The organism is Pseudomonas alcaligenes, from assembly GCF_014490745.1.
In the GTDB taxonomy this organism is placed as follows: domain Bacteria; phylum Pseudomonadota; class Gammaproteobacteria; order Pseudomonadales; family Pseudomonadaceae; genus Aquipseudomonas; species Aquipseudomonas alcaligenes_C.
In genome coordinates this window covers 4831422-4858209 of sequence record NZ_LZEU01000001.1, presented here as the reverse complement: position 1 = coordinate 4858209, position 26788 = coordinate 4831422, and the positions used below count along the sequence as shown (strand labels likewise).

The 26788-nt window shown below is 64.9% G+C and carries 13 protein-coding genes, 2 tRNA genes and 3 rRNA genes; 14 read left to right on the top strand and 4 right to left on the bottom strand.

The genetic code is table 11. The features are described from left to right. Positions 1–608 precede the first annotated feature (608 nt). The 5 genes from A9179_RS22290 (at position 609) to rrf (ending at position 5808) form a co-directional block, all read left to right on the top strand. Positions 609–2145, top strand: a 16S ribosomal RNA gene (locus A9179_RS22290). Between the two features lie 93 nt (positions 2146–2238). Beyond that, a tRNA-Ile gene (locus A9179_RS22285) sits at positions 2239–2315 on the top strand. A gap of 31 nt (positions 2316–2346) precedes the next feature. After that, positions 2347–2422, top strand: a tRNA-Ala gene (locus A9179_RS22280). A gap of 244 nt (positions 2423–2666) precedes the next feature. Continuing rightward, positions 2667–5558 (top strand): 23S ribosomal RNA (locus A9179_RS22275). 134 nt (positions 5559–5692) lie between these two features. Then, positions 5693–5808: ribosomal RNA gene (gene rrf / locus A9179_RS22270) — 5S ribosomal RNA — on the top strand. Together the 16S, 23S and 5S rRNA genes with 2 tRNA genes alongside form the textbook arrangement of a ribosomal RNA operon. Positions 5809–5896: 88 nt before the next feature. Here the strand turns inward: rrf and A9179_RS22265 are convergent. Then, entirely contained in the window at positions 5897–7318 is a 1422-nt protein-coding gene (locus tag A9179_RS22265) for a DASH family cryptochrome (protein WP_187808363.1), read from the bottom strand. A 168-nt stretch (positions 7319–7486) separates the two neighbouring features. Between A9179_RS22265 and A9179_RS22260 the strand changes: the two genes are divergently transcribed. The 6 genes from A9179_RS22260 to A9179_RS22235 all read left to right on the top strand — a co-directional run bounded on the left by A9179_RS22260 (position 7487) and on the right by A9179_RS22235 (position 15343). Continuing rightward, positions 7487–8080, top strand: a complete 594-nt coding sequence (locus A9179_RS22260; protein ID WP_187808362.1) for a MarC family protein — start codon at positions 7487–7489, stop codon at positions 8078–8080. 48 nt (positions 8081–8128) lie between these two features. Further along, the gene (locus tag A9179_RS22255) at positions 8129–8911 is read left to right on the top strand and encodes an N-acetylmuramoyl-L-alanine amidase (protein ID WP_187808361.1); all 783 of its coding nucleotides are present in this window, start codon (positions 8129–8131) and stop codon (positions 8909–8911) included. Positions 8912–8994: 83 nt separating this feature from the next. Next, entirely contained in the window at positions 8995–10578 is a 1584-nt protein-coding gene (locus A9179_RS22250) for an EAL domain-containing protein (protein WP_187808360.1), read from the top strand. Between the two features lie 84 nt (positions 10579–10662). Beyond that, positions 10663–11889 carry a nucleoside recognition domain-containing protein gene (locus A9179_RS22245; protein ID WP_187808359.1) on the top strand — a complete coding sequence of 409 codons (1227 nt, stop codon included), beginning with the start codon at positions 10663–10665 and terminating at the stop codon, positions 11887–11889. A gap of 80 nt (positions 11890–11969) precedes the next feature. Beyond that, entirely contained in the window at positions 11970–13580 is a 1611-nt protein-coding gene (locus tag A9179_RS22240; protein WP_187808358.1) for a methyl-accepting chemotaxis protein, read from the top strand. A 146-nt stretch (positions 13581–13726) separates the two neighbouring features. Further along, on the top strand, positions 13727–15343 hold the full coding sequence (locus tag A9179_RS22235) for a methyl-accepting chemotaxis protein (RefSeq protein ID WP_187808357.1): 1617 nt from the start codon (positions 13727–13729) through the stop codon (positions 15341–15343). A 12-nt stretch (positions 15344–15355) separates the two neighbouring features. On the opposite strand, the gene A9179_RS22230 is transcribed toward A9179_RS22235, so the two are convergent. Then, a complete protein-coding gene (locus A9179_RS22230; RefSeq protein ID WP_187808356.1) occupies positions 15356–16363 on the bottom strand; it encodes a DUF5924 family protein in 1008 nt (335 codons plus the stop codon). Between the two features lie 133 nt (positions 16364–16496). Between A9179_RS22230 and A9179_RS22225 the strand changes: the two genes are divergently transcribed. Further along, positions 16497–17237, top strand: a complete 741-nt coding sequence (locus A9179_RS22225) for a substrate-binding periplasmic protein (RefSeq protein WP_187808355.1) — start codon at positions 16497–16499, stop codon at positions 17235–17237. A 7-nt stretch (positions 17238–17244) separates the two neighbouring features. Here A9179_RS22225 and A9179_RS22220 read toward each other — a convergent pair whose 3' ends face one another. Both A9179_RS22220 and A9179_RS22215 read right to left on the bottom strand, forming a co-directional pair. Further along, positions 17245–18918, bottom strand: a complete 1674-nt coding sequence (locus A9179_RS22220; protein WP_187808354.1) for a Na/Pi cotransporter family protein — start codon at positions 18916–18918, stop codon at positions 17245–17247. A 179-nt stretch (positions 18919–19097) separates the two neighbouring features. Continuing rightward, on the bottom strand, positions 19098–19835 hold the full coding sequence (locus A9179_RS22215; protein WP_187808353.1) for a Bax inhibitor-1/YccA family protein: 738 nt from the start codon (positions 19833–19835) through the stop codon (positions 19098–19100). A gap of 123 nt (positions 19836–19958) precedes the next feature. Here A9179_RS22215 and recC point away from each other — a divergent pair, with 123 nt between their 5' ends. Together recC and recB are read left to right on the top strand one after the other, a co-directional pair. Continuing rightward, positions 19959–23231, top strand: coding sequence for an exodeoxyribonuclease V subunit gamma (recC, locus tag A9179_RS22210; RefSeq protein WP_187808352.1), 3273 nt, complete (start codon positions 19959–19961; stop codon positions 23229–23231). Beyond that, positions 23228–26770 carry an exodeoxyribonuclease V subunit beta gene (recB, locus tag A9179_RS22205; RefSeq protein WP_187808351.1) on the top strand — a complete coding sequence of 1181 codons (3543 nt, stop codon included), beginning with the start codon at positions 23228–23230 and terminating at the stop codon, positions 26768–26770. The genes recC and recB overlap by 4 nt, the downstream gene beginning before the upstream one ends. The last annotated feature ends 18 nt before the right edge of the window (positions 26771–26788 follow it).

Genomic DNA, 26788 nt, shown 5'->3' with positions numbered 1-26788 from the left:
CGGTTTGGCAGCCTTTCTCTATATATAGGCCTGCCCGCGTGCCGCAGTTTTCTCCAGAAAGACGGCAGATAGGCGTTGACGTGAGAATTGCCGCCCCTATAATGCGCACCACTTCCGGCGCAGCCTGATCTGAAAACTCCTTGCTAAACAATGAGTTAGGCGAAAAAAAGGGTTGCACTGGCGGCGGATTCGAGTAGAATGCGCCGGGCTGATGGGGTGGTGGTTTGATCCTGTTGGCGCTTCGGTTCGAAAGAGTCGAGGGGCGGTAAAGAGGTGGTTGACAGCGGATTTGAACGCTGTAGAATTCGCCTCCCGCTGACGAGGAGCTAGAGTTTCTCGGAGGCGCAAGCGGTTGAGAGGAAACGAAAAATTCTTCAAAAACAGCTTGACGGAAAGAAGGGCTGCTGTAGAATGCGCGGCCTCGGTTGAGACGAAAGACTTCGCCGAAACGCTCTTTAACAACTGAATCAAGCAATTCGTGTGGGTGCTTGTGATGTAAGACTGATAGTCACCAGATTATCAGCAACACAAGTAACACTCGTGAATTCGAGAGTTTATTTGCGATTGCTGAGCCAAGTTTAGGGTTTTCTCAAAACCCAAGCAGTATTGAACTGAAGAGTTTGATCATGGCTCAGATTGAACGCTGGCGGCAGGCCTAACACATGCAAGTCGAGCGGATGAAGAGAGCTTGCTCTCTGATTCAGCGGCGGACGGGTGAGTAATGCCTAGGAATCTGCCTGGTAGTGGGGGACAACGTTTCGAAAGGAACGCTAATACCGCATACGTCCTACGGGAGAAAGCAGGGGACCTTCGGGCCTTGCGCTATCAGATGAGCCTAGGTCGGATTAGCTAGTTGGTGAGGTAAAGGCTCACCAAGGCGACGATCCGTAACTGGTCTGAGAGGATGATCAGTCACACTGGAACTGAGACACGGTCCAGACTCCTACGGGAGGCAGCAGTGGGGAATATTGGACAATGGGCGAAAGCCTGATCCAGCCATGCCGCGTGTGTGAAGAAGGTCTTCGGATTGTAAAGCACTTTAAGTTGGGAGGAAGGGCAGTAAGTTAATACCTTGCTGTTTTGACGTTACCGACAGAATAAGCACCGGCTAACTTCGTGCCAGCAGCCGCGGTAATACGAAGGGTGCAAGCGTTAATCGGAATTACTGGGCGTAAAGCGCGCGTAGGTGGTTCAGCAAGTTGGAGGTGAAATCCCCGGGCTCAACCTGGGAACTGCCTCCAAAACTACTGAGCTAGAGTACGGTAGAGGGTAGTGGAATTTCCTGTGTAGCGGTGAAATGCGTAGATATAGGAAGGAACACCAGTGGCGAAGGCGACTACCTGGACTGATACTGACACTGAGGTGCGAAAGCGTGGGGAGCAAACAGGATTAGATACCCTGGTAGTCCACGCCGTAAACGATGTCGACTAGCCGTTGGAATCCTTGAGATTTTAGTGGCGCAGCTAACGCATTAAGTCGACCGCCTGGGGAGTACGGCCGCAAGGTTAAAACTCAAATGAATTGACGGGGGCCCGCACAAGCGGTGGAGCATGTGGTTTAATTCGAAGCAACGCGAAGAACCTTACCTGGCCTTGACATGCTGAGAACTTTCCAGAGATGGATTGGTGCCTTCGGGAACTCAGACACAGGTGCTGCATGGCTGTCGTCAGCTCGTGTCGTGAGATGTTGGGTTAAGTCCCGTAACGAGCGCAACCCTTGTCCTTAGTTACCAGCACGTTATGGTGGGCACTCTAAGGAGACTGCCGGTGACAAACCGGAGGAAGGTGGGGATGACGTCAAGTCATCATGGCCCTTACGGCCAGGGCTACACACGTGCTACAATGGTCGGTACAAAGGGTTGCCAAGCCGCGAGGTGGAGCTAATCCCATAAAACCGATCGTAGTCCGGATCGCAGTCTGCAACTCGACTGCGTGAAGTCGGAATCGCTAGTAATCGTGAATCAGAATGTCACGGTGAATACGTTCCCGGGCCTTGTACACACCGCCCGTCACACCATGGGAGTGGGTTGCTCCAGAAGTAGCTAGTCTAACCGCAAGGGGGACGGTTACCACGGAGTGATTCATGACTGGGGTGAAGTCGTAACAAGGTAGCCGTAGGGGAACCTGCGGCTGGATCACCTCCTTAATCGACGACATCAGCTTCGTCATAAGTTCCCACACGAATTGCTTGATTCACTTGCGAAAAGCGATTGGGTTTAGACCCGAGAGTTAGACGATTGGGTCTGTAGCTCAGTTGGTTAGAGCGCACCCCTGATAAGGGTGAGGTCGGCAGTTCGAATCTGCCCAGACCCACCAATTGTCAAGGGATGTGGCCAAGTCCGTAGATGGGGCCATAGCTCAGCTGGGAGAGCGCCTGCTTTGCACGCAGGAGGTCAGGAGTTCGATCCTCCTTGGCTCCACCATTAACTCGAGATCGCTGAAAGCTCAGAACTGAGCATCTGCTACTGAAGTGGCTGAGATGTTGAGTTCTGGTCTTTGCGCCAGAACTGTTCTTTAAAAATTTGGGTATGTGATAGAAGTAGACCGATTTATTACTTTCACTGGTAATGAGTCGAGTCAAGGTAAAATTTGCGTGTTCTCTATGCAAATTTTCGGCGAATGTCGTCTTCACGATTGAGACAGTAACCAGATTGCTTGGGGTTATATGGTCAAGTGAAGAAGCGCATACGGTGGATGCCTTGGCAGTCAGAGGCGATGAAAGACGTGATAGCCTGCGATAAGCTTCGGGGAGTCGGCAAATAGACTGTGATCCGGAGATCTCTGAATGGGGGAACCCAGCCATCATAAGATGGTTATCTTGTACTGAATCCATAGGTGCAAGAGGCGAACCAGGGGAACTGAAACATCTAAGTACCCTGAGGAAAAGAAATCAACCGAGATTCCCTTAGTAGTGGCGAGCGAACGGGGATTAGCCCTTAAGCTTCTTTGATTTTAGCGGAACGCTCTGGAAAGTGCGGCCATAGTGGGTGATAGCCCTGTACGCGAAAGGATCTTAGAAGTGAAATCGAGTAGGACGGAGCACGAGAAACTTTGTCTGAATATGGGGGGACCATCCTCCAAGGCTAAATACTACTGACTGACCGATAGTGAACTAGTACCGTGAGGGAAAGGCGAAAAGAACCCCGGAGAGGGGAGTGAAATAGAACCTGAAACCGTATGCGTACAAGCAGTGGGAGCCCACTTTGTTGGGTGACTGCGTACCTTTTGTATAATGGGTCAGCGACTTATATTCAGTGGCGAGCTTAACCGAATAGGGGAGGCGTAGCGAAAGCGAGTCTTAATAGGGCGTTTAGTCGCTGGGTATAGACCCGAAACCGGGCGATCTATCCATGGGCAGGTTGAAGGTTAGGTAACACTGACTGGAGGACCGAACCGACTACCGTTGAAAAGTTAGCGGATGACCTGTGGATCGGAGTGAAAGGCTAATCAAGCTCGGAGATAGCTGGTTCTCCTCGAAAGCTATTTAGGTAGCGCCTCATGTATCACTGTAGGGGGTAGAGCACTGTTTCGGCTAGGGGGTCATCCCGACTTACCAAACCGATGCAAACTCCGAATACCTACAAGTGCCGAGCATGGGAGACACACGGCGGGTGCTAACGTCCGTCGTGAAAAGGGAAACAACCCAGACCGTCAGCTAAGGTCCCAAAGTTATGGTTAAGTGGGAAACGATGTGGGAAGGCTTAGACAGCTAGGAGGTTGGCTTAGAAGCAGCCACCCTTTAAAGAAAGCGTAATAGCTCACTAGTCGAGTCGGCCTGCGCGGAAGATGTAACGGGGCTCAAACCATACACCGAAGCTACGGGTATCACGTAAGTGATGCGGTAGAGGAGCGTTCTGTAAGCCTGTGAAGGTGAGTTGAGAAGCTTGCTGGAGGTATCAGAAGTGCGAATGCTGACATGAGTAACGACAATGCGAGTGAAAAACTCGCACGCCGAAAGACCAAGGGTTCCTGCGCAACGTTAATCGACGCAGGGTTAGTCGGTCCCTAAGGCGAGGCAGAAATGCGTAGTCGATGGGAAACAGGTTAATATTCCTGTACTTCTAGTTACTGCGATGGGGGGACGGAGAAGGCTAGGCCAGCACGGCGTTGGTTGTCCGTGTTTAAGGTGGTAGGCAGAGATCTTAGGTAAATCCGGGGTCTTAATGCCGAGAGCTGATGACGAGTGTTCTTTTAGAACATGAAGTGGTTGATGCCATGCTTCCAGGAAAAGCCTCTAAGCTTCAGGTAACTAGGAACCGTACCCCAAACCGACACAGGTGGTTGGGTAGAGAATACCAAGGCGCTTGAGAGAACTCGGGTGAAGGAACTAGGCAAAATGGCACCGTAACTTCGGGAGAAGGTGCGCCGGTGAGGGTGAAGGACTTGCTCCGTAAGCTCATGCCGGTCGAAGATACCAGGCCGCTGCGACTGTTTATTAAAAACACAGCACTCTGCAAACACGAAAGTGGACGTATAGGGTGTGACGCCTGCCCGGTGCCGGAAGGTTAATTGATGGGGTTAGCGCAAGCGAAGCTCTTGATCGAAGCCCCGGTAAACGGCGGCCGTAACTATAACGGTCCTAAGGTAGCGAAATTCCTTGTCGGGTAAGTTCCGACCTGCACGAATGGCGTAACGATGGCGGCGCTGTCTCCACCCGAGACTCAGTGAAATTGAAATCGCTGTGAAGATGCAGTGTATCCGCGGCTAGACGGAAAGACCCCGTGAACCTTTACTGTAGCTTTGCACTGGACTTTGAGCCTGCTTGTGTAGGATAGGTGGGAGGCTTTGAAGCGTGGACGCCAGTTCGCGTGGAGCCATCCTTGAAATACCACCCTGGCATGCTTGAGGTTCTAACTCTGGCCCGTTATCCGGGTCGAGGACAGTGTATGGTGGGCAGTTTGACTGGGGCGGTCTCCTCCCAAAGAGTAACGGAGGAGTACGAAGGTGCGCTCAGACCGGTCGGAAATCGGTCGTAGAGTATAAAGGCAAAAGCGCGCTTGACTGCGAGACAGACACGTCGAGCAGGTACGAAAGTAGGTCTTAGTGATCCGGTGGTTCTGTATGGAAGGGCCATCGCTCAACGGATAAAAGGTACTCCGGGGATAACAGGCTGATACCGCCCAAGAGTTCATATCGACGGCGGTGTTTGGCACCTCGATGTCGGCTCATCACATCCTGGGGCTGAAGCCGGTCCCAAGGGTATGGCTGTTCGCCATTTAAAGTGGTACGCGAGCTGGGTTTAGAACGTCGTGAGACAGTTCGGTCCCTATCTGCCGTGGACGTTTGAGATTTGAGAGGGGCTGACCTTAGTACGAGAGGACCGGGTTGGACGAACCTCTGGTGTTCCGGTTGTCACGCCAGTGGCATTGCCGGGTAGCTATGTTCGGAAAAGATAACCGCTGAAAGCATCTAAGCGGGAAACTTGCCTCAAGATGAGATCTCACTGGAGCCTTGAGCTCCCTGAAGGGCCGTCGAAGACTACGACGTTGATAGGTTGGGTGTGTAAGCGCTGTGAGGCGTTGAGCTAACCAATACTAATTGCCCGTGAGGCTTGACCATATAACACCCAAACAATTTGGCTGTTAGACGGTGAAGTCGACAAACAGACCGAAAATTTGCCAGAACACGCAATACCACGACATCACATACCCAATTAGGGGAAGCGACTAAACACCGAGTCCCCAACCGAATTGCTTGACGACCATAGAGCGTTGGAACCACCTGATCCCATCCCGAACTCAGTAGTGAAACGACGCATCGCCGATGGTAGTGTGGGGCTTCCCCATGTGAGAGTAGGTCATCGTCAAGCTCCTATCCCCAAACCCCCAATCCGAGCAATCGGGTTGGGGGTTTGGCTTTTGCGCAACAGAAAATATTGGCGACAGTGCCCGTGATCCTCAGGCGGCCGTTGGCAGATAGGGTTTCCAGCTCTCGGGAATGCTGTCCAGGCGCGGATAGCCCATGGCGTTGAGCTGCAGCTGTGGCAGCAGGAACGGGGTGTGGCGCAGGTGCTGCGGTATGCTGCGCAGCTCCGGTAGCCATAGGCTGACATAGGCGCCGTCCGGGTCGTACTGGCGGGCCTGGCGCAGGGCGTTGAACTGGCGCTTGTGCCGGGGATCGCTGCCAACCCCGGCCAGATAGGCCCAGTTGCCCCAGTTGCTGGCCGGGTCGTAATCCAGCAGGTGTTCCTCGAACCAGGCTGCACCGTACCGCCAGTCCTGCTCCAGATCGTTGACCAGGTAGCTGGCCACGACCTGGCGACCGCGATTGGACATGAATCCGGTGGCGGCCAGCTCGCGCATGTTGGCATCTACCAGCGGCATCCCCGTACGGCCCTGGCACCACTCCCCGAAGCGCTGGTCGAGCAGCATAGAGGCCCGCTCGGTGGCCTTCAGGCCGCCGGCCTTGAACAGGGCACTGCCATGGCGCACCAGCGTCCAGCGAAAGAAGTCGCGCCAGAGCATTTCCAGCCATAGGCAGTGGGTCGAGTCATTGCGCCCGTACTGCGACTCATGGCGGCGTAGCTCCGCCACTACGCGGCGGGCAGAAAGGCTGCCGTTGGCCAGCCAGGGCGAAAGCTTCGAAGAGTATTCGCTGCCGATCAGGCCGTTGCGGGTGTCCTTGTACTGGCGTACGCCCTGGCTCAACCAGAGATAGTCGCGCAGACGTGCCTGGGCCGCCGGTTCACCGCCGGAGAAGGGGAAGGCGCTGTTGGCCACGCTCAGTGGCTCACCCAGACCGAGCTGGGACAGGCTGGGCAATGGCTGCAGATAGGCTTCTGCGCTTTCCGGCAGGGCAGGCAGGCGAGTGGGCGCAGTGCTGGGCTGGAACACCTGCAGGCGCTGTTCGATCAGCTCGCGGAACTGGCTATAGACCGCTGGCAGCATTTCGACCGTACAGGGCAGTTCCTCGCGACGGAACAGCTGGTTGCCGGCCAGCTCGCGCAGCGGGATAGAGCCCAGCTGCGCGCGCACGGCCGCGACCTGGGCGCGCTCTTCGGGGGCGATTTCCTCTAGGGTCAGCACTTCCTGCAGGGAAAACTGTTCGACCAGCCGGGGAATAATCTGCTCGGCGCGGCCCTTGAGCAGCAGCAGAGCAGAGCCACGCTGACGCAGCTCACCATCGAGGGCGGCCAGGCTCTCCAGCAGAAAGCGCGCCCGGTGTACGCCGAGGCGACGCTGGCCCAGTGAACCGGGTTGCAGCCAGGTCGGGTCGAAAACATAGAGTGGCAGCAGGCGCTCGCTGTCCAGCGCTGCCTGCATGGCCGGGTGATCGTCCAGACGCAAATCCTGTTTGAACCAGAGCAGCTGGCGGCGCATGGTGCTTCTCCTTGCTGAGCCCTTGGCATTGACAATACGCCGCTGTGGGCAGGACGCACTGCCGTCCGTCCGCAGCCGCCGCGCTCTGTCGCTATCGGCTCGACGCATTGCTGACAGACGCTACGGACTGCGCACGTTTAGACTGTGTGCATCGTTAAGGAGTTCGTCATGGATATGTTCGGCATTGCCGTACTGGTATTTCTGGTCACCGACCCGTTCGGCAATATCGCCATCTATCTGGCTGCGCTGAAGAATGTCGCCCCCGAGCGGCGTATGCGCGTGGTGGCGCGCGAGCTGCTGTTCGCCCTCGGCCTGCTGATGCTGTTCCTCACCTTCGGCGACAAGATCCTCAGCGGCCTGGGCCTGTCGCGCGAGGCTACGGCCATCGCCGGCGGCATCATCCTGTTCATCATCGCCCTGCGCCTGATCTTCCCCACCCCGCAGGGCCTGCTCGGCGATGTGCCGGATGGCGAGCCGATGCTGGTTCCGCTGGCCACCCCGGCGGTCGCCGGGCCCTCGGCGCTGGCGGTGCTGATGACCCTGCGCAATACCCACCAGGGCGAGCTGTGGGAACTGTACCTGGCGGTATTCCTGGCCTGGCTGGCGACGGCGTCGATCCTCCTGCAGGCCTCCTGGCTGCAGCGCTTCCTCGGCCCGCGCGGGCTGATGGCGGTGGAGCGCCTGACCGGCATGCTGCTGATCATGCTCAGCGTCGACATGCTGCTGGATAACCTGCAGAGCATCCTGCATATCGCTCCCTGAACCGGGGGCGGCTACACTGCCGCTCCCTGCCTTGCCATCCTGCCTGCCATGCGCTTCGTTCTGCTCGCCCTTACCGCTCTGCTGTTGTCTGCCTGTGCCGGCGGCCCGCAGATCAACGACAGCCTGAGCGCGCGCAGCCAGAGCAGCCGCGTGCAGTACGTGGTGATGCACTACACCTCCACCGACCTGGCCCGCTCCCTGGCGCTGCTTAGCCGCGGCGAGGTAAGCAGCCACTACCTGATTGCCGACGATGCGCCGGCCACCATCTACCGTCTGGTCGATGAAAATCGCCGGGCCTGGCATGCCGGGCAGAGCGAGTGGCAGGGCCGTACCTGGTTGAATGCCAGTACCATCGGCATCGAGATCGTCAACCAGGGCTATACCGAGACCCCCACGGGGCAGGCCTGGCAGCCTTACAGCGAGGCGCAGATCGAGGCCCTGATCGTGCTGCTCAAGGACATCGTGCAGCGCCACCAGCTGCCGATCGACAGCATCATCGGCCACAGCGATATCGCCCCGCAGCGCAAGACCGATCCCGGCCCGCTGTTCCCCTGGCGGCGCCTGGCCGAGGCCGGGCTGATCCGCTGGCCGGACGCTGCCGAGGTGGCCCGCGAGCAGGCGGCCCTGAGTGAGCGGGTGCCCGATGCGCCGTGGTTCCAGGAGCAACTGGCGCGCCTGGGCTACAGCACGCCGCAGAGCGGGCAGTTCGATGCGGCCACGCGCAAGGTGCTCGCCGCCTTCCAGATGAAGTACCGCCCGGCCCGCTACGATGGGGTGGCGGATGCCGAAAGCGCTGCCCTGCTGCTGGTTCTCAACCGCATGGCGCACTAGGCCGCCGCACTGCCTGTCGGCTATTGCGGCGCGTGCCGGGGGCTGGGCTATACCTTGAGGAATCCTCGCGTGGAGTCCGGCCCATGCCGCCCCAGCTGCCGCGGCTGCGCCGCACCCTCTATCGACCCTGGCCGATGGCCCTGCTGGCTACCTTGTGCAGTGTCGTTCTGCTCGGCCTGGGCGGCCTCTGGCTGGCCAACCACCAGGCCCAGCAGGCCGAGAGCGAGCGCTTGCAGGCCGCCGGCCAGCGCTTCCTGCAACGCCTCGAGCAGATCTTCGGCCAGCTCGAGGAAACCCTCGACCTGCTGGAGCGCCAGCCCCTGCGCGGCTGCGACCTGGCCATGGTGGAAACCCTGCGCCAGGTGACCTTCAGCCACCGCTTCGTCTATGAGGCGGCCTTTATCGGCGGCGACCAGCACTGTTCATCCTCGCCCAAGCGCAGCTCCTTCGGCGCTGAGCGCCCGCCGGATATCCAGGGCCGACAGCAGAGCTACTGGCTCAATACCAGCGCCCAGCCGGACGACGACCTCGCCGCGCTGGTGGTGCAGCGCGGCTATTTCCGCCTGTCCACCGCTCGCGGCCATCTGGCCGATGTAGTCGAGCTGCCGCCCGGCGGTAGCCTGCTGCTGGTTACCCACGCTACGAACAGCGCCTTGCCGGTGCTCGGCCCGCCGCAAGCCTGGCCGCCGGCAGGTGGCTGGCCGACCGGTCAGAGCCTGCTGGTCGGCCAGCACCAACTGGTCTATCGCATGCCGACCCAGAGCCCGGACTTCGATCTGGTGCTGTTCGCCGACCGCAGCGTGCTGCAGCAGCGTCTGCGCGAGGGGCTGTCCGGCTGGCTGCCGGCGGCGGTGCTATTGGCCCTGCTCTTCGGCGTGCTGACCTATCACCTGGTCAGCTACCAGCTGTCGCTGCCCGGCTCGTTGCCGGCGGCGTTGCGCCGTCGTGCCCTGCGCGTGCGCTTCCAGCCGATCTACGATCTGGCCAGTCGCCGCTGCGTCGGCGCCGAGGCCCTGGTGCGCTGGCGCCGGGCTGACGGCCGGCTGATGGGCCCGGACATGTTCATCCCCATGGCGGAAAGCAGCGGGCTGATCCGCGACATCACCGACTACGTGCTGGAACAGGTGCTGGTTCAGCTTGGCGACTGCCTGCGCCAGCACCCCGGGCTGTACATCTCGATCAACCTGGCGGCCTGCGATGTCGCCGAGCCGCGCATTGGCGCGCTGGCCACCCGCCTGCTGCTGCAGTACCGGGTCGGCGCCGGACAGATCGCCTTCGAGGTGACCGAGTCGGGGCTGGCCGATATCCAGGCGGCCAAGGGGGTGTTGGCCGAGCTGCGTGGCTATGGCCACCGGGTGCTGATCGACGACTTCGGCACCGGCTATTCCAGCCTGGCCTACCTGCAGGAGCTGCCGGCCGATGTGCTGAAGATCGACAAGTCGTTCGTCGACGCCCTCGGCCACGACGCTGCCAGCAGCGGGGTGGCGCCGCACATCATCCAGATGGCCGCCGCGCTGCAACTGAAGGTGGTGGCCGAGGGCATCGAGCACGAGGCCCAGGCCCTGTATCTGGCCGAGCAGGGTGCCGAGTGCGGCCAGGGCTGGCTGTTCGCCAAGCCGCTGACGGCACGGCAGTTCCGTCGTCTGGTGGAGCACCAGGCGGCGTAGGTCAGTCTCCGTGGGGAATGTGGGTGGTGGTCGCGCGGGTGGCGGCGGATCGTTATCATCCGGGCCAACGACGGGGGACGCTCGATGCTCAATGGCCTGTGGCTAGGATTTTTCGCGGTGGCAGCGGTGGCTGCCCTGGTGCGCTGGATTGGCGGCGACCCGGGGGTATGGGCGGCCATGGTGGAAAACCTGTTCACCATGGCCAAGACCTCGGTCGACGTGATGATCCTGCTGTTCGGCACCCTGACCCTGTGGCTGGGCTTTCTGCGCATTGCCGAGAAGGCCGGCCTGGTCGAGCTGCTGGCGCGCCTGCTCGGCCCGCTGTTCGCCCGCCTGATGCCCGAGGTGCCGCGTGGCCACCATTCGCTGGGCCTGGTCACCCTGAGCTTCACCGCCAACGGCCTGGGCCTGGACAACGCGGCCACGCCGATCGGCCTGCGCGCGATGAAGGCGTTGCAGGAGCTCAACCCCAGCCCGACCTCGGCGAGCAACGCCCAGGTGTTGTTCATGGTGATGAACGCCTCGTCCTTCGTCCTGCTGCCGGTATCGATCTTCATGTACCGCGCGCAGCAGGGCGCCAGCGACCCGGCCCTGGTGTTCCTGCCGATCCTTCTGGCCAATAGCGTGTCGACCTTGAGCGCGCTGCTCTCGGTGGCCTTCATGCAGCGCCTGAAACTGTGGGATCCGGTGCTGCTGGCCTGGTTCGGCGGCGGTGCCCTGCTGCTCGGCGGCTTCATGGCGGTGCTGGCCGGCCTGAGCGCCACGGCGCTCACCGCGCTGTCCTCGCTGCTCGGCAACCTCACCCTGTTCGGCCTGATCCTCAGCTTCCTGCTGCTCGGTGCGCTGAAGAAGGTGCCGGTGTACGAGAGCTTCGTCGAAGGCGCCAAGGACGGTTTCGAGGTGGCCAAGAACCTGCTGCCCTACCTGGTTGCCATGCTCTGCGCGGTCGGCGTGCTGCGCGCCTCGGGGGCCCTGGACGTGCTGCTCGACGGCATCCGCTGGGGTGTCGAGCAGCTGGGTTGGGACAGCCGCTTCGTCGAGGCCCTGCCCACCGGCCTGGTCAAGCCATTCTCCGGCAGCGCGGCACGCGCCATGCTGATCGAGACCATGCAGACCCAGGGCGTCGACAGCTTCCCGGCGCTGGTGGCGGCGACCATGCAGGGCAGCACGGAAACCACCTTCTACGTGCTGGCCGTGTACTTCGGCTCGGTCGGTATCCAGCGCGCCCGTCATGCGGTGGGCTGCGCATTGTTCGCCGACCTGGTCGGGGTGCTGGCGTCGATCCTGGTGTGCTACTGGTTCTTCGGCTGAAGGCCACGGCCGGTGCGGCTTGCCGGCCTACTGCGTGGGACTAGACTGCAGGAGTCAGCCCAGCAGTTCCGGAGTACGCCATGTTTCTGCGCTCAGTCAGTGTCGGTCTACGCAATCTGATCGGCTTCGGGGTGCTCACCCTGATCCTGCTGTTCACCGGCGGCATGGCCCTCAGCCAGCTTTCCAGCCTGCGCGGCGAGCTGGTGGAAGTGAAGGACGTGTGGATGCTGGGCCTCGACCTGATGGCCAAGATCAAGTCCGACCGCCAGGCCCTGCGCCTGGCCGAGTACGAAGTGATGGCCCATCCGGATCGCGATGACAGCCTCAGTGCCGAGGCCAAGACGATCCGCGAGCGGGTCGCCGGCTACGATGCGGCCTACGAGAAAACCATCATCCTCGACGAGGATCGCCGCCTGTTCACCGACTACAGCGGCAAGAGCAAGGCTTACGAAGAGTCCCTCGGCAAGGTGGTGGCGAGCATTCGCGCCGGCCAGCTCGACCAGGCCGCTGCCAGCGAGTCGGCCAGCCGCTTCGCCGCGCTGACCGATGCCCTGGACGCCATCATCGAGTTGAACAACCGCGGTGCCGCCATGGCCGGCGAGCGCGCCGAGCAGCATGCCAACAGCGCCACCTGGACGTTCAGCCTGATCCTCGGCGCCAGCGTGCTGTTCACCCTGCTGGCCGCCTGGTTGCTCAGCCGCAGCATCACCCAGCCGCTGGCCGAGCTGGCCGTGTCGGCGCAGCGCATCGCCAGCGGTGACCTGACCCAGGCTGTACGGGCCGAGGGCGCTGACGAGGTGACCCAGGTGCAGCGCTCGCTCGGCGACATGCAGGACACCCTGCGCGACACCCTGCAGAGCATCCAGGGCTCGGCCACCCAGCTGGCCTCGGCGGCCGACGAGCTGCACGCGGTGACCGACGACTCGGCCCAGGGCATCACCCGGCAGAACGACGAGATCCAGATGGCCGCCACCGCCGTCACCGAGATGTCGGCGGCGGTGGACGAGGTGGCGCGCAACGCCAACCACACCTCCGATTCCTCGCGCGAGGCCGAGGCCACCGCCGAGGCCGGGCGCCAGCAGGTCAGCACCACGCGCAGTACCATCGAGCAGCTCACCGAGCGCCTGGACAACACCTCGGTGACCATCGCCCGCCTGGCCGAGGAGGCCATCGGTATCGGCCGCGTGCTGGAGGTGATCCGCACCATCGCCGAACAGACCAACCTGCTGGCGCTGAACGCGGCCATCGAGGCGGCGCGGGCCGGCGACCAGGGCCGCGGCTTTGCCGTGGTGGCCGACGAGGTACGCGCCCTGGCCCAGCGCACGCAGACCTCGACCCAGGAAATCGAACGGATGATCAGCGCCATCCAGAGCGCCAGCCAGGAGTCGGTCAGCGCCATGGCGCAGAGCAGCGAATACGCCAGCCGCAGCCAGAGCCTGGCCAGCGAGGCGGACAGCGCTCTGCAACTGATCGCCGAGCGGGTCAGCCAGATCAACGAGATGAACCTGGTGATCGCCAGCGCCGCCGAGGAGCAGGCGCACGTGGCGCGGGAAGTGGACAAGAACCTGGTAGCGATCCGCGACATCGCCGCGCAGAACGCCACCGGCGCGCACCAGACCTCGGTGGCCAGCGACCAGCTGGCGCGCCTGGCCAGCGAACTGAGCGGCATGGTGCAGCGCTTCCGCCTGTAGCGGCACGGCAGCCGCTCGCGAACCTTCCGCCACGCTGCCGGCGGCCTGCGCCGGCTGTCGGCAAGCCGTGCCGGCCGGGCACTGCTGGCAAAATACAACTATGGTTTCCTTAGGCATGCGCCTGTTGTAGTTGTAGGTGGCCGACCATGAAAAACTGGACTATTCGGACAAGGTTGTTCGTCCTCATCGTCCTGATGATGGCGGGCAGCCTGGCTATAGGCGTCAGTGGCCTCAACGGCCTGCGCGGCGTACTAGCAGACCTCAACAGCGTTTACCTGGATCGCGTGGTGCCGTTGCGCGACCTCAAGGTGATCGCCGACCTCTACGCGGTGAATATCGTCGATGCCAGCCACAAGGCGCGTAACGGCGGGATTACCTCTGCCGAGGCGTTGCGCCGGGTGGAGGAGGCCGAAGGCAAGATCGACACGATCTGGCAGGCCTACAAGCGCACCGAACTGATCACCGACGAGAAGCAGCTGATCGCCCAGATCGAGCCGTTGATGCAGGCTGCGCGTGATCCGCTACAACGGCTCAAGGCGATCCTGCGCGGCAACGATGGCGAGGGCCTGGCGACCTTCACCGCCAAAGAACTGTACCCACGCATCGACCCGCTCTCCGAGCAGTTTTCCAAGCTGATCGACGTGCAGCTGCAGGAGTCCGAGCGCAAGTACAACGAGGGCCTGGCCCTGTACGAGAGCAACTTCGCCCTGATCGCCGGCCTGCTGCTGGTAATCCTGCTCGGCGGCGGTGCCCAGGCCTGGGTGATGAGCCGCGGCATCAACCTGCGTCTCAGCGAGCTGCGCGCCGTGGTGGCGCGCAATGCCGGTGGCGACCTGACCCAGCCGGTGCAGTGCAGCGGCCATGACGAGATCACCGATGTGCAGGAGTCCCTCAAGCTGATGCAGGAGAACCTGCGCAGCACCCTGCAAGGCATCCAGGGTGCGGCAGTGCAGCTGGCCTCGGCGGCCGAGCAGCTGCATGTGGTGACCGAGCAATCCTCACGCGGCATCACCCGGCAGAACGACGAGATCGAGATGGCAGCTACCGCCGTCACCGAGATGTCGGCGGCGGTGGACGAGGTGGCGCGCAACGCCAACCATACCTCCGACTCCTCGCGCGAGGCCGAACAGACGGCGCAGGCCGGCCGCCGGCAGGTCAGCACCACGCGCAGCACCATCGAGCAGCTCAGCGAGCGCCTGCAGGTGACCTCGCGCACCATCGGTACCCTGGCCGAGGAGGCCATCGCCATCGGTCGTGTGCTGGAGGTGATCCGCACCATCGCCGAGCAGACCAATCTGCTGGCGCTGAATGCCGCCATCGAGGCGGCGCGGGCCGGCGACCAGGGCCGTGGCTTTGCCGTGGTAGCCGACGAGGTGCGCGCCCTGGCCCAGCGCACGCAGGTCTCGACCCAGGAAATCGAGCGGATGATCAGCGCCATCCAGAGCGCCAGTCAGGAGTCGGTGGATGCCATGGCGCAGAGCAGCGAGTACGCGGTGCGCAGCCAGAGCCTGGCCAGCGAGGCGGATGGTGCGCTGGAGCTGATCTCCACACGGGTCAGCCAGATCAACGAGATGAACCTGGTGATTGCCAGCGCCGCCGAGGAACAGGCCCAGGTGGCGCGGGAAGTGGATCGCAACCTGGTGGCGATCCGCGACATCGCCGCGCAGAACGCCACCGGCGCCCATGAAACCTCGGTGGCCAGCGATCAGCTGGCGCGCCTGGCCAGCGACCTCAACGGCATGGTGCAGCGCTTCCGCCTGTAGCGGCCGGAGTGGCTAATCGGTTACGCGAAAACGCAGCACGCCGATGCGCTGGCCGGTCTCGGTGACCACCTGCACCTGCCAGTCGCCGGCCACCTGGGCCGGGAACACGCGCTTGTGGCTCCAGGCGCGGTAGCCGGCCTTGCGTCCGCCATGGATATCCAGGGCGATGCGATCCATCTCCACCCCTTCGTGACGCCACACATGGTAGATGCGCTCGTTGAGCCCGCGCGGTGCATTGATCGCGGTGTAGGCGTACAGCCCTTCCTCGCGCAGCTGGGCGCTGCTGACCTGCTCCAGGCCAGCGCCCGGCGAGCGCTCGTGAAGCTCGTCGGTTACCGCCACCTCGGTCAGCCACAGGGTCGCCGGCGGCACCCAGGGCCGCGCCAGCCAGCCGCCGACGCCAAGGGCCAGGGTCAGCCCGGCGAAGGCCAGCCAGCGCCACCAGCGCTGCATGCTGAGCACCCCGCCGAGGCTCGGCAGGGCCACCACCAGGGCCACGCCGAGGGCCAGCCGGTAGCTCTCGGCGGTGGTCAGGTGGAGGATCAGCGGCAGCGCCGTGAGCAGCACGGCGAACAGCGCCAGGGTGTGGTAGATCAGGTACAGCCAGCGCCGGGCGGCCAGCCACTTGTAGTACAGCGGGTCGATGATGGCGACCAGCGCCGCCGCGCCCAGTAGGCTGGTGAATACCAGCTGGCCACTGTTCCAGGCGGTGGTGACGAAGAAGAACGGCAGGGCGAAGAACAGACTCTCCTGATGGATCATCTGGGTCAGGTAGCGCAGCACCACCGGCGGTACTTCCAGGCGCAGCCAGCGCGCCGCACCGCGGGTCAGCAAGCCCTCCAGCAGCAGCCAGGCCCAGCTCAGCAGCATGAGCACGGCGATCACCTTGCCGACCCGCTCCTGGCGGTCGACCAGAATGAAGCTGGCCATCCCGGAGAGGAAGCCGAACAGGGCGATCAGCCCGGGATAGCGTTGCATCAGGGCGAGCAGGCGGTGCAGCAGGGGTTTCCAGTTGGGCATGGCGACTTCGGGCGGAACGGCGGATGGGCGGCGCAAAAGCCGGCAGAATACCAGCAGGCCGGCGCTGCGCGGAAACTGGCGGGGCCGCGGCGGCGGGTCAACACTGCAGAAACAACCACAGAGGGGATGAGGGATGCAGGGAGCGCGACGTGCGCGAGGCGGAGGCTGGCTGCTGCTGGCGCTGGGGTTGCAGCTGGCCGGCGCCTGGGCGCAGGAACTGCCGCTGTACCTGATGGAAGTCCCGCCGATCACCGTCAACCAGGGCGAGCACAAGGGCATCATCGGTGATATCACCCTCGAAGCCCTGCGCCGGGCCGGCTACGGCTACCAACTGATCGTGGTGCCCAGCCCACGGGCACTGAGCAGCGTGCCGCTGCTGCAGGACACCCTGATCATTCCCCTGGCACGTCTACCCGAGCGCGAAAGCAGTTTCACCTGGATCGCCGAGATCATGCAGGTCGAGCGCGCCTTCTACACCCGCGAGCAGCCCATTGCATCCTTTGCCGAGGCGCGCAGTCGCCTGCACAGCATTGCCGTGTCGCGCGGCTCGGCAGGCTACACCATCCTTCTCGAACAGGGCTTTGCGCCCAGCCAACTGGTGGAGGTCAACCAGGGGCCGTCGGCCCTGCACATGCTCCAGGCCGGACGGGTCGAGGCCTGGTACAACCCGGTACTGGAAGCCGACCTGCTGCAGCGTCAGGAGGGCGGCCCGGCGCTGCTGCGCGGCGCCGCGCTGGGCTCCACCGGCCAGTACCTGGCCTGTTCGCGGCAGTGCACTGACCGGCTGGTGCGGCGTCTGAGTGCGGCAGTGGCGAGCATGCGCGCCGATGGCAGCCTGGAGCGGATCAAGGCGCGCTATCTGCAACCCCAGTGATACCGCCTCAGCTGGCGGGCGGGGTCTGCAGCGGCGTGTCGTCGAGGCCGTCGGTGTTGCCCGCCGGCGCGCTGTCGTCATTCTCCAGCACGGCATAGGCGCTGCTGCAGAACAGCGAGTTGAGGCGCTTCATGTCGGCGATCAGCTCCAGGTGCAGGGCGCTGGTCTCGATGCTCTGCACCACCTGACGGCTCAGGCGATTGACGTGGGCATGGGCCAGCTGGCGCTCGTGCAGGCGGAAGCGGCGTTTTTCCCGCAGCAGGCGCTGGGCATTGTCGCGGGTGCCACTGACGAACACATTGAGGCCCAGGCGCAGGTTGGCCTGCAGCTGCTGGTGCAGGCCCAGCAGCTCGGCCAGACCGGTCTCGGAGAAGGCCTGGTGGCGCGGGCGCTTGTGGTGGTCGAGCTTGCCGACCATCTGTTCGATCATGTCGCCGGCGTGCTCCAGGTTCACCGCCAGCTCGATGATTTCCGCCCAGCGCCGGCTGTCATGGGCCGGCAGATCCTCGCGCGGCATCTGCGCCAGGTACAGCTTTACCGCGCTGTAGAGGGCGTCGACATCGTCATCCAGGCGGCGCACCTCGCGGCCGACCTCGGCGTCGCCATCGCGCAGCAGTTCCGGCAGCTGGGCCAGCATCTGCTCCACCAGGTCGCCGATGCGCAGGGTCTCGCGCACCGCGTTGGCCAGCGCCAGGCTGGGAGTCTCCAGGGCCGTGCGGTCGAGATGGCGCGGCGCGGCCACGCCGTTGCTGCTGCCACGCTCGGCCAGCAGCAGGCTGCACAGGCGTGCCATCAGGTTCACGCTGGGCAGTAGCAGCAGGCAGCGCAGGCTGTTGTAGGCCAGGTGGAAGGCAATCACCAGGCTGCCGCTGTTGATGCCCAGGCCGGCCATCCAGTGCACCAGCGGATCGACCAGGGGCACCACCAGCAGTAGGCCGAGCAGCTTGTACAGCAGGCTGCCGACGGCCACCCGGCGCCCGGCCGTCGACTGCATGCCGCTGCCGAGCAGGGCCAGTACACCGCTGCCGATATTGGCGCCGATCACCAGGCCGATGGCCACCGGCAGGCCGATCATGCCGCTGCCGGCCAGGGTCGCGGTGAGCAGCACGGCAGCCAGGCTGGAGTAGGTGATCAGGGCGAACAGGGCACCGACCAGGGCATCCAGCAGCAGGTCGCCGGTCAGCGAGGCGAACAGCGCCTCGATGCTGTGCGATTCGGCGATCGGCTTGGCTGCCTGGACAATCAGCTGCAGCGCCAGGATCAGCAGGCCGAGGCCGATCGCCACCCGCCCGACCTGGCCCAGGCGGCTCTGCTTGCGCGAGAGGAACAGCACCACCCCGGCGAAGATCAGCAGCGGCGACAGCCAGGACAGGTCGAGGGTCAGCACCTGGGCCATCAGCGCCGTGCCGACGTCGGCGCCGAGCATGATGGCCAGCGCCGGGGCCAGCTCCATCAGGCCCTGGGCGACGAAGGAGGTGACCAGCAGGGCGGTGGCATTGCTGCTCTGCACCAGGGCGGTGACACCGATGCCTGCGGCGAACGCCAGCGGCCGCCGCTGCACGCTGTGGCTGAGGATGCGCCGCAGTTGCGAGCCGTACACGCGCAGGATGCCGGTACGCACGATATGGGTGCCCCACACCAGCAGGGCGATGGCAGACAGCAGGTTGAGCAGGGTCAGCATGGCGTAGCCTCCCGTGGGGCTCGCTTGCCGGGAGCTTGTTGTTGGACGGCCGGGGCGGCGGTTTTCTCCCTTACCGTTAGCTTTAGTTGCAGATCACGGCGGGCGCCAGCCTTGGCAGCACGTTGCGCACAAATGCAAAGGGCCGCATCGGCGGCCCTTCGTTACCTGCGGGTGTGTGCTTACTTGCGCAGCTTGGACAGCAGGCGAAGCATTTCCAGGTACAGCCAGACCAGGGTCAGCATCAGGCCGAAGGCGGCATACCACTCCATGTATTTCGGGCACTGCTGCTCGACGCCCTGCTCGATGAAGTCGAAATCCAGCACCAGGTTGAGTGCGGCGACCACCACCACGAACAGGCTGAAGCCGATGCCAAACCAGCCGCCTTCATGGATGAACGGCATGCTGATATCGGTGAACAGGCGCAGGCCCATATTGACCAGGTACAGCAGGACGATGGCGCCGGTGGCGGCGGTGACGCCGAGCTTGAAGTTCTCGGTGGCGCGGATCAGCCCGCTACGGTAGGCGGCCAGCAGGCAGAACAGGGTGCCGAAGGTCAGCGCCACGGCTTGCAGCACGATGCCGGGGAACTGCGCCTCATAGAAGGCCGAGACCCCGCCAAGAACCAGGCCTTCCGCCAGGGCATACAGCGGTGCCAGGTAGGGGGCGCTGCGCTTGAAGAAGATCACGATCAGCGACAGCAGCAAACCGGCACCCAGGCCGCCGAAGATCAGTGGCAGCAGCTGCCCGGCGCTTTCGGGGTTGGCGAAGAAGCGGCCCCAGATCCACACGGCCGGGATCAGCATCAGGGCCAGCAATATGGCGGTCTTGTTGACGGTACCGCCGAGGGTCATCGGATCGCTGGCAACCTCTAGGTTGCTGAAGGCCTTTTCCGAGAGCGAGGGGTTTCCGGATGCCATGTTTCCTCCTTGAATGGTTGTTATGTTGGCCCCGGCACGGTAGCAAATAATCCGCGCCGGCGTCCTCCCCGGGCCGCGCTTCTTGTTACCCTTGCCGCCACTGCTTTCGAGACGCGCAGCCCGATGCTCAGCCTGTACCACGCCCCCGACCTGGAAACCCTTGGCGCCCTGGCTACCCGCCTGCTCGCCACGCCGGCGCGCGACCCGTTCGCCCCGGCACGGGTGGTTGTACCGAGCCAGGGCATCGGCCGCTGGCTGACCCTGCAGCTGGCGCGCGAACAGGGCATCGCCATGCAGCTGGAAGTGCAGCTGCCCTCGGCCTTTGTCTGGGAGCTGTCGCGGCTGGTGCTGGGCCAGCTGCCCGAGCAGTCCGCCTTCACCCCGCTGACCCTCAGCTGGCGCCTGTACGACTGGCTGTGCGAGTCGGCCAACCTGGAGCTGGCGCCGCGCCTGGCGCGCTACCTGGAAGGCGGCGACGAGCGTCGCCGGCTGTCCCTGGCCACGCGCATCGCCGACGTGTTCGACCAGTACCTGCTGTACCGCGACGACTGGCTGGCCGCCTGGGAACGCGACGAACTGTGCGACCTGGGCGCCGACGAAGCCTGGCAGGCCCTGCTCTGGCGCGAGCTGACCAAGGACGGCCACCCGCACCGCGCGCGCCTGCTCGACGACCTGCTGCAACGGCTGTACGACCCGGCGCCCATCACTGGCCTGCCGGAGCGCCTGCTGGTGTTCGGCATCAGCTCGCTGCCGCCCCATCACCTGCGCGTGCTCGAAGGGCTGGCGCGGCATACGGAGGTGATCATTTTCGCCCTCAACCCGTGCCGCGAGGCCTGGGGCGAGATCCGCGACATTCGCGAGCTGGCCAAGCAGCCGGAGCTGAGCCCGGACGAGTGGTACCTCGATGTCGGCCACCCGCTGCTGGCCAGCCTCGGCAAGCAGGGCCGCGACTTCTTCGACAGCCTGTTCAGCCTGGCCTCGGCCGAGGGCGGCCAGGAAACCGGGCTATACAGCGAAGACGCCGATCTGCACGACGACAGCCTGCTGCATGCCCTGCAGCACGATATCCTGCGGCTCCGAACGCGTAGTGCGGACGAGCGAATCGAGCTGCGCGCCGATGACCGCTCGCTGGAGCTGCATATCGCCCACTCGCCGCTGCGCGAAGTGGAAATCCTGCATGACCAGCTGCTTGCCCGTTTTGCCGCCGACCCCAGCCTGACGCCGGATCAGGTGGTGGTGCTGACTCCCGATATCGAGCGCTACGCTCCTTACATCGAAGCGGTGTTTGCCCCGCGTGAAGGTGCCCCGCGCATTCCCTTCAGCCTGGCTGACCGCAGCCTGCGTGCCGAGCTGCCGCTGCTGGAAGCTTTCATCGATCTGCTGGCGCTGCCCGAGAGTCGCTTCGCCGCCGAGGAAATCCTCGCCTGGCTGGAGCAGCCGGCCATTGCCCGCCGTGCCGGCATCGAACCGGAAGACCTGCCGCTGCTGCGCGACTGGTTGCGCGACGCCGGTGTGCGCTGGGGCCGCGATGCCGGCCACCATGCCGCCCTCGGCCTGCCGGAAGACAATGCCTTTACCTGGGCCCAGGGCCTCGACCGTCTGCTCTTGGGTTTCGCCGCGCCGCCGCAACTGGCCGGCGAAGGCATCCCGCTGCTCGGTGACAACCTGCCGCTGGATGCCCTGGAAGGTGCGCGCGGCCAGCTGCTCGGTCGCCTGTGCGCCTTCGTCGGCAAGCTCGCCGGCCTGGCCGAAAGCCTGCAGCGGCCGCGCCCGCTGGGCGACTGGGCGCTGGATCTGCAAGGGCTGATCGACAGCCTGTTCGACGAGCGCGAAGCCGGCGATACCCTGTTGCTGCTCAGCCAGGCCTGCGCCGCGCTGGCCCGCCAGGCGGCGGATGCGGGCATCGAGCGCCCGCTGGAGCTGGCCCTGGTGCGCCAGCAGCTCGGCACGGCGCTGGAGGCTGGTGGCGGGGCTTCAGGTTTCCTCACCGGCGCGGTGACCTTCTGCACCATGGTGCCGATGCGCAGCCTGCCGTTCCGCCTGGTCTGCCTGCTTGGCCTGGACGACGGTGCCCTGCCGCGTCGCACGCCGGCGGCCGGCTTCGACCTGATCAGCCACAAGCCCCGCCGTGGCGACCGCGCACGACGGCTGGACGACCGCTACCTGCTGCTGGAAACCCTGCTCTCGGCGCGCGACGGCCTGTACCTCAGCTACGTCGGCCGCGACCCGCGCGACAACGCCGTGCTGCCGCCTTCGGTGCTGGTCAGCGAGCTGCTCGAAGCGGTGGATATCACCGCCGTGGCGGCCAGCGGCAAGGCCAGCGCGGCGATCAGCGTGGCCCATCCGCTGCAGCCGTTCGCCCCTGGCAACTTCCAGCAGAGCGGCCAGCAGCTGGGCTTCGCCGGTTCCTGGTTCCGCGCCGCTCAGCGCCTGGCCGAGGCGCCGCTGCTGAGCCCGCCGCCTTTCATCACCCAGCTGCCGGAGCCGGGCGAGGACTGGCTGACCATCGAGCCGGCGCAGCTGCTGCTGTGCTTCCGCAACCCGGCGCGCTTCCTCCTCGAGCAGCGCCTGGGCCTGCGTCTGGCCGATGCCGAGGAAGCCATTGCCAGCGACGAGCCCTTCGCTCTCGAAGGCCCGGCCCGCCGTGGCCTGCGCCATCTGGCCCTGCAGGCGGTGGAGCGCGACTGGAGCGAGCAGCAGGAACGCCGCATTGCCCGCGCCGCTGGCTGGCTGCCTACCGGCGAGCTGGGCCACGCCCTGTGGGGCAAGCTGCGCGGCCCGGTGCGCGCCTTTGCCCCGCGGCTGTTCGAGGCTCGCCCGGCGGAAGCGCCGCAACCACTGCTAGTGGATATCAGCTTGGCTGGCGTGCGCCTGCATGGCTGGCTGGACGGCGTGACCAGTGCCGGCTTGTTCGACTGGCGCCTGAATGCGCCGAGCGCCTGGGATCTACCCGGCTTCTGGCTGCGCCACCTGCTGCTCAATGTCGCCGCCGGCGAAGGCATCGCCCGCGACAGCCTGCTGGTGTCGCCGGCCGGCGACTGGCAGCTCGGCCCGCAAGCCAATGCCCGCGAGCTGCTGGAGGGCTGGCTGGCCGCCTACCGCGAGGCGCTCAGCGCGCCGCTGCCGTTCCTGTCACGCAGCAGCTACGAATTCGCCAAGGCCCTGCTCACCCCCAGCGCACGCAGCAAGAAGGAACCGCTCGACGCGGCGCGGGCCAATGCCCAGAGCGCCTGGCTCGGCGCCGACTTCAGCCCGATTCCCGGCGAAGCCCTCGACCCCTGGAATGCCCTGGCCTTCCGTGAGCGCGAACCGCTCGGCGAGCGCTTCGAGCAACTGGCCGAACAGCTGCTCGGCCCGGCCTTGCTGGCCCTGGCCGCCGACGAGGAGGACGCATGAGCCTCGACCTGCAGACTTCCTCCTTCACCGGCCGCTCGCTGATCGAGGCCAGCGCCGGTACCGGCAAGACCTGGACGCTGACCGCGCTGTACGCGCGTCTGCTGCTGGAGCAGCAGCTCAGCGTCAGCCAGATTCTGGTGGTCACCTACACCACCGCCGCCACCGCCGAGCTGCGCGAGCGCATTCGCGCACGCTTGGCCGAGCTGCTGGCGGTCTACGAAGGCACGCCGAGTAGCGATCCCTTCCTCCGCGAACTGCATAGCCGCCATCCTGGCGAGGAGGCGCGCCGGCGTCTGCTGCTGGCCGTGCATGGTTTCGACGAGGCGGCCATCTTCACCATCCACGGCTTCTGTCAGCGCGCCCTGCAGGACGCGGCGTTCGAGGCCGGCGGCGACTTCGACGCCGAACTGACCCAGGACGACCGCGAGGTGCTCGACGCCCTGCTCGCCGATGCCTGGCGCCATGTGCTGGCGGCGGCCGACCCGGCCTGGGCGCGCTTCCTGGCCAAGCAGAAAATCACCCCGGGCAGCCTGCGCCAGGCCCTGCGCAGCCACCTGGGCAAGCCCTACCTGCGCATCGAGCCGCGCGAGACCTTGAGTGGCGATGAACTGAACGCCGCCAGCAACGCCTGGGAACGCGCCGAGCAGCTGTGGCGCGAGCAGGGCGCGGCCTTTGTCGCGCAGCTGCGCGAGCATACCGGGCTCAGTCAGAGCACCCACAAGGCCGGCAAGTTCCAGCTGTGGGCCGCCGGCCTGGACGCCTACTTCGCCGACCCGGCGGCGCTGTTCGAGCAACCGGATGGCCTGGCCAAGTTCGGCGCGGCGGCGCTGTACAAGGCCACCAAGAAAGGTTTCGACGCACCGCAGGGCGCCCTTGCCGAGGCTTTCGACCAGCTGGCCGAAGCGCTCGGCGCCGCCGTGCCGGCCGGGCGGCAGAAGCTGATCGCCCTGCAGGTACAGCTGCTCGACCAGCTCAACGCCGAGCTGCCGGCGCGCAAGGCGGCGCAGCGCCTGCTGGCCTTCGACGACCTGCTCAACCGCCTCAACGAGGCGCTGCAAGGCCCGGCCGGTGCCGACCTGGCCACGACCCTGCGCACGCAATACCCGCTGGCGCTGATCGACGAATTCCAGGACACCGATCCGGTGCAGTACCAGATCTTCGATCGCATCTACCGCGAGGGCGGCGACCTGTGCTTCGTTGGCGATCCCAAGCAGGCGATCTATGCCTTCCGTGGCGCCGACCTGGCCACCTACCTCACCGCCCGCGATGCCGCGGCGCGGCGCTACGACCTGCCGTTCAACTTCCGCTCCACACCGCAGCTGATCGACGCGCTGAACCGCCTGTTCGCCCGCCCGCAGCCGTTTGCCGAGCGCGGCCTGGACTACCCGCCGGTCAGCGCCGGGGCCAAATCACGGGCGCAGCTGGTGCTGCCGGACGAAGACAGCGCTGCGCCGCTGGCCCTGGTCTGGCTGGGTGACGACGGCCTGAGCAAGGGCCGCGCCGGCGAGATCGCCGCCCTCGACACCGCCCAGCGTATCGCCGGGCTGCTGGCTGCCAGTGGCGAGGGCAGAGCCTATTTCGACGACAAGGGCGCGCGCACGCCGCTGCGGGGTGGCGATATCGCCGTGCTGGTGGCCAGCCACCGCGAGGCGGCCAGCATCGCCGATGAGCTGGCGGCCCGCGGGGTGCCCAGCGTGCGCCGTGGCCGCGACAGTGTGTGGCACAGCGAGGAAGCCGGCGAGCTGGCCGCGGTGCTGGCCGCCTACGCCGAGCCGGGCCGCGAGGGCGTGCTGCGCTATGCCCTGGCCAGCCGCCTGCTCGGCCGTGATGCCGCGCAGCTGGCGCGCTGCCAGGACGACGAGCGCGCCTGGGACAAGGAGCGCGCCGACGCCGAGCAATACCACCAGCTGTGGCAGCAGCACGGCTTTATGCGGGTGTTCAGAGCCTGGCTGGATCAGGAACAGGTGGCCGAGCGCCTGCTGGCCGGCATCGACGGCGAACGCCGGCTGACCAACCTGCTGCACCTGGCCGAACTGCTGCAGACCGAGAGCCTGCAGCGCCCCGGCCTGGAAGCCCTGCTCGCCTGGTTCAACGGCCAGCGCGGCAGCGAGGGCGCCGGTGAGGATGCCCTGCTGCGCCTGGAAAGCGATGCCGAACGGGTGCAGATCGTTACCATCCACACCTCCAAGGGCCTGGAGTACCCGCTGGTGTTCTGCCCCTTCCTGTGGGACGGCCGCCTGCTTGGCCAGCATACCGACAGCGCTCGCTGCCACGACGAACATGGCCAGCCGCTGCTCGACCTCGGCAGCGCACGCCTCGACGAGCGCCTGGAAACGGCGCGGCGCGAGGTGTTCGCCGAGAAGCTGCGCCTGACTTATGTGGCCCTGACCCGCGCCGAGCATCGCCTGTGGCTGCACTGGGGCCCGGTCGCCGTGCCCAAGCCGAAGAAGGACGGCGGCCTGCCTGACGAAGGCCTGCACAGCAGCGCCCTGGCCTGGCTGCTGCACGGCCGTGAGCTGGGTGGCGACGATGCCCTCGCTGAACTGGCCGGGCATCTCAACGAGAAATCCGGCGTGGCCCTGGCTGCCGAGCTGGATCGCCTGGCCGAAAGCAGCGCCGGGATGATCGCCCGCCTGCCGCTGCTGGCCCGTGAGGCCAATGCCGCCGGCGAGCAGCGCGCCACGCCGCCGGCCCAGTTGCAGCAGTTCCAGCGCAGCCTGCACAGCGCCTGGCGTATCGGCAGTTTCTCCGGTCTGGCTGCGGGCATGCATATGGAAGCGCCGGATCGCGACGGCCTGGTCATGCCCGACGCCAGCGAGCCGGGCAGCGGCTTCTTCGCCTTCCCCCGTGGCGCCCGCGCCGGTACCTGCCTGCACGCCATCCTCGAAGACTGGGCGCGCGGCAAGGCGCCGTTGGCCGAACTGGTCGAACCGGCACTGACCGCCCATGGCATCAACGCCGAACTGTGGACGGCTATCGCCTGCGCCCATCTGCAGCAGGTGCTCGACAGCGACCTGGACGGCCATGGCCTGACCCTGGCCAGCCTACAGGCGGCGCGGCGCTTGCCCGAGCTGGGTTTCACTTTTCCTGTGGCCGATCTGGATGTGCAGCGCCTGCGCACGATCCTGGTCGACCCGGCCATGGGCCTGGCCGAACCGCTGCGCCAGGCCGCCGAGCGCCTGGAGTTCGACAGCCTCAAGGGCTTCCTCAAGGGCTTTATCGACCTGACTTTCGAACACCAGGGACGCTGGTTCATCCTCGACTACAAGTCCAACTGGCTCGGCCCGGACGCCAGCCACTACGGCGGCGAGCGCCTGCTGCAGGCCCTGGCCGGCGAGCACTACTACCTGCAGTACCTGATCTACCTGGTGGCGCTGCGGCGTTTCCTGCGCCAGCGCCTGGCCGACTTCCAGGACGAACAGCTCGGCGGCGCCTACTACCTGTTCCTGCGCGGCATGCCCCAGGCCGGCGTGTACTTCGCCCGGCCCAGCGATGCGTTGCTGGATGCCCTCGATCGACTGTTTGCGGAGGGCCACTGATGCGCCGTACCTGTAGCC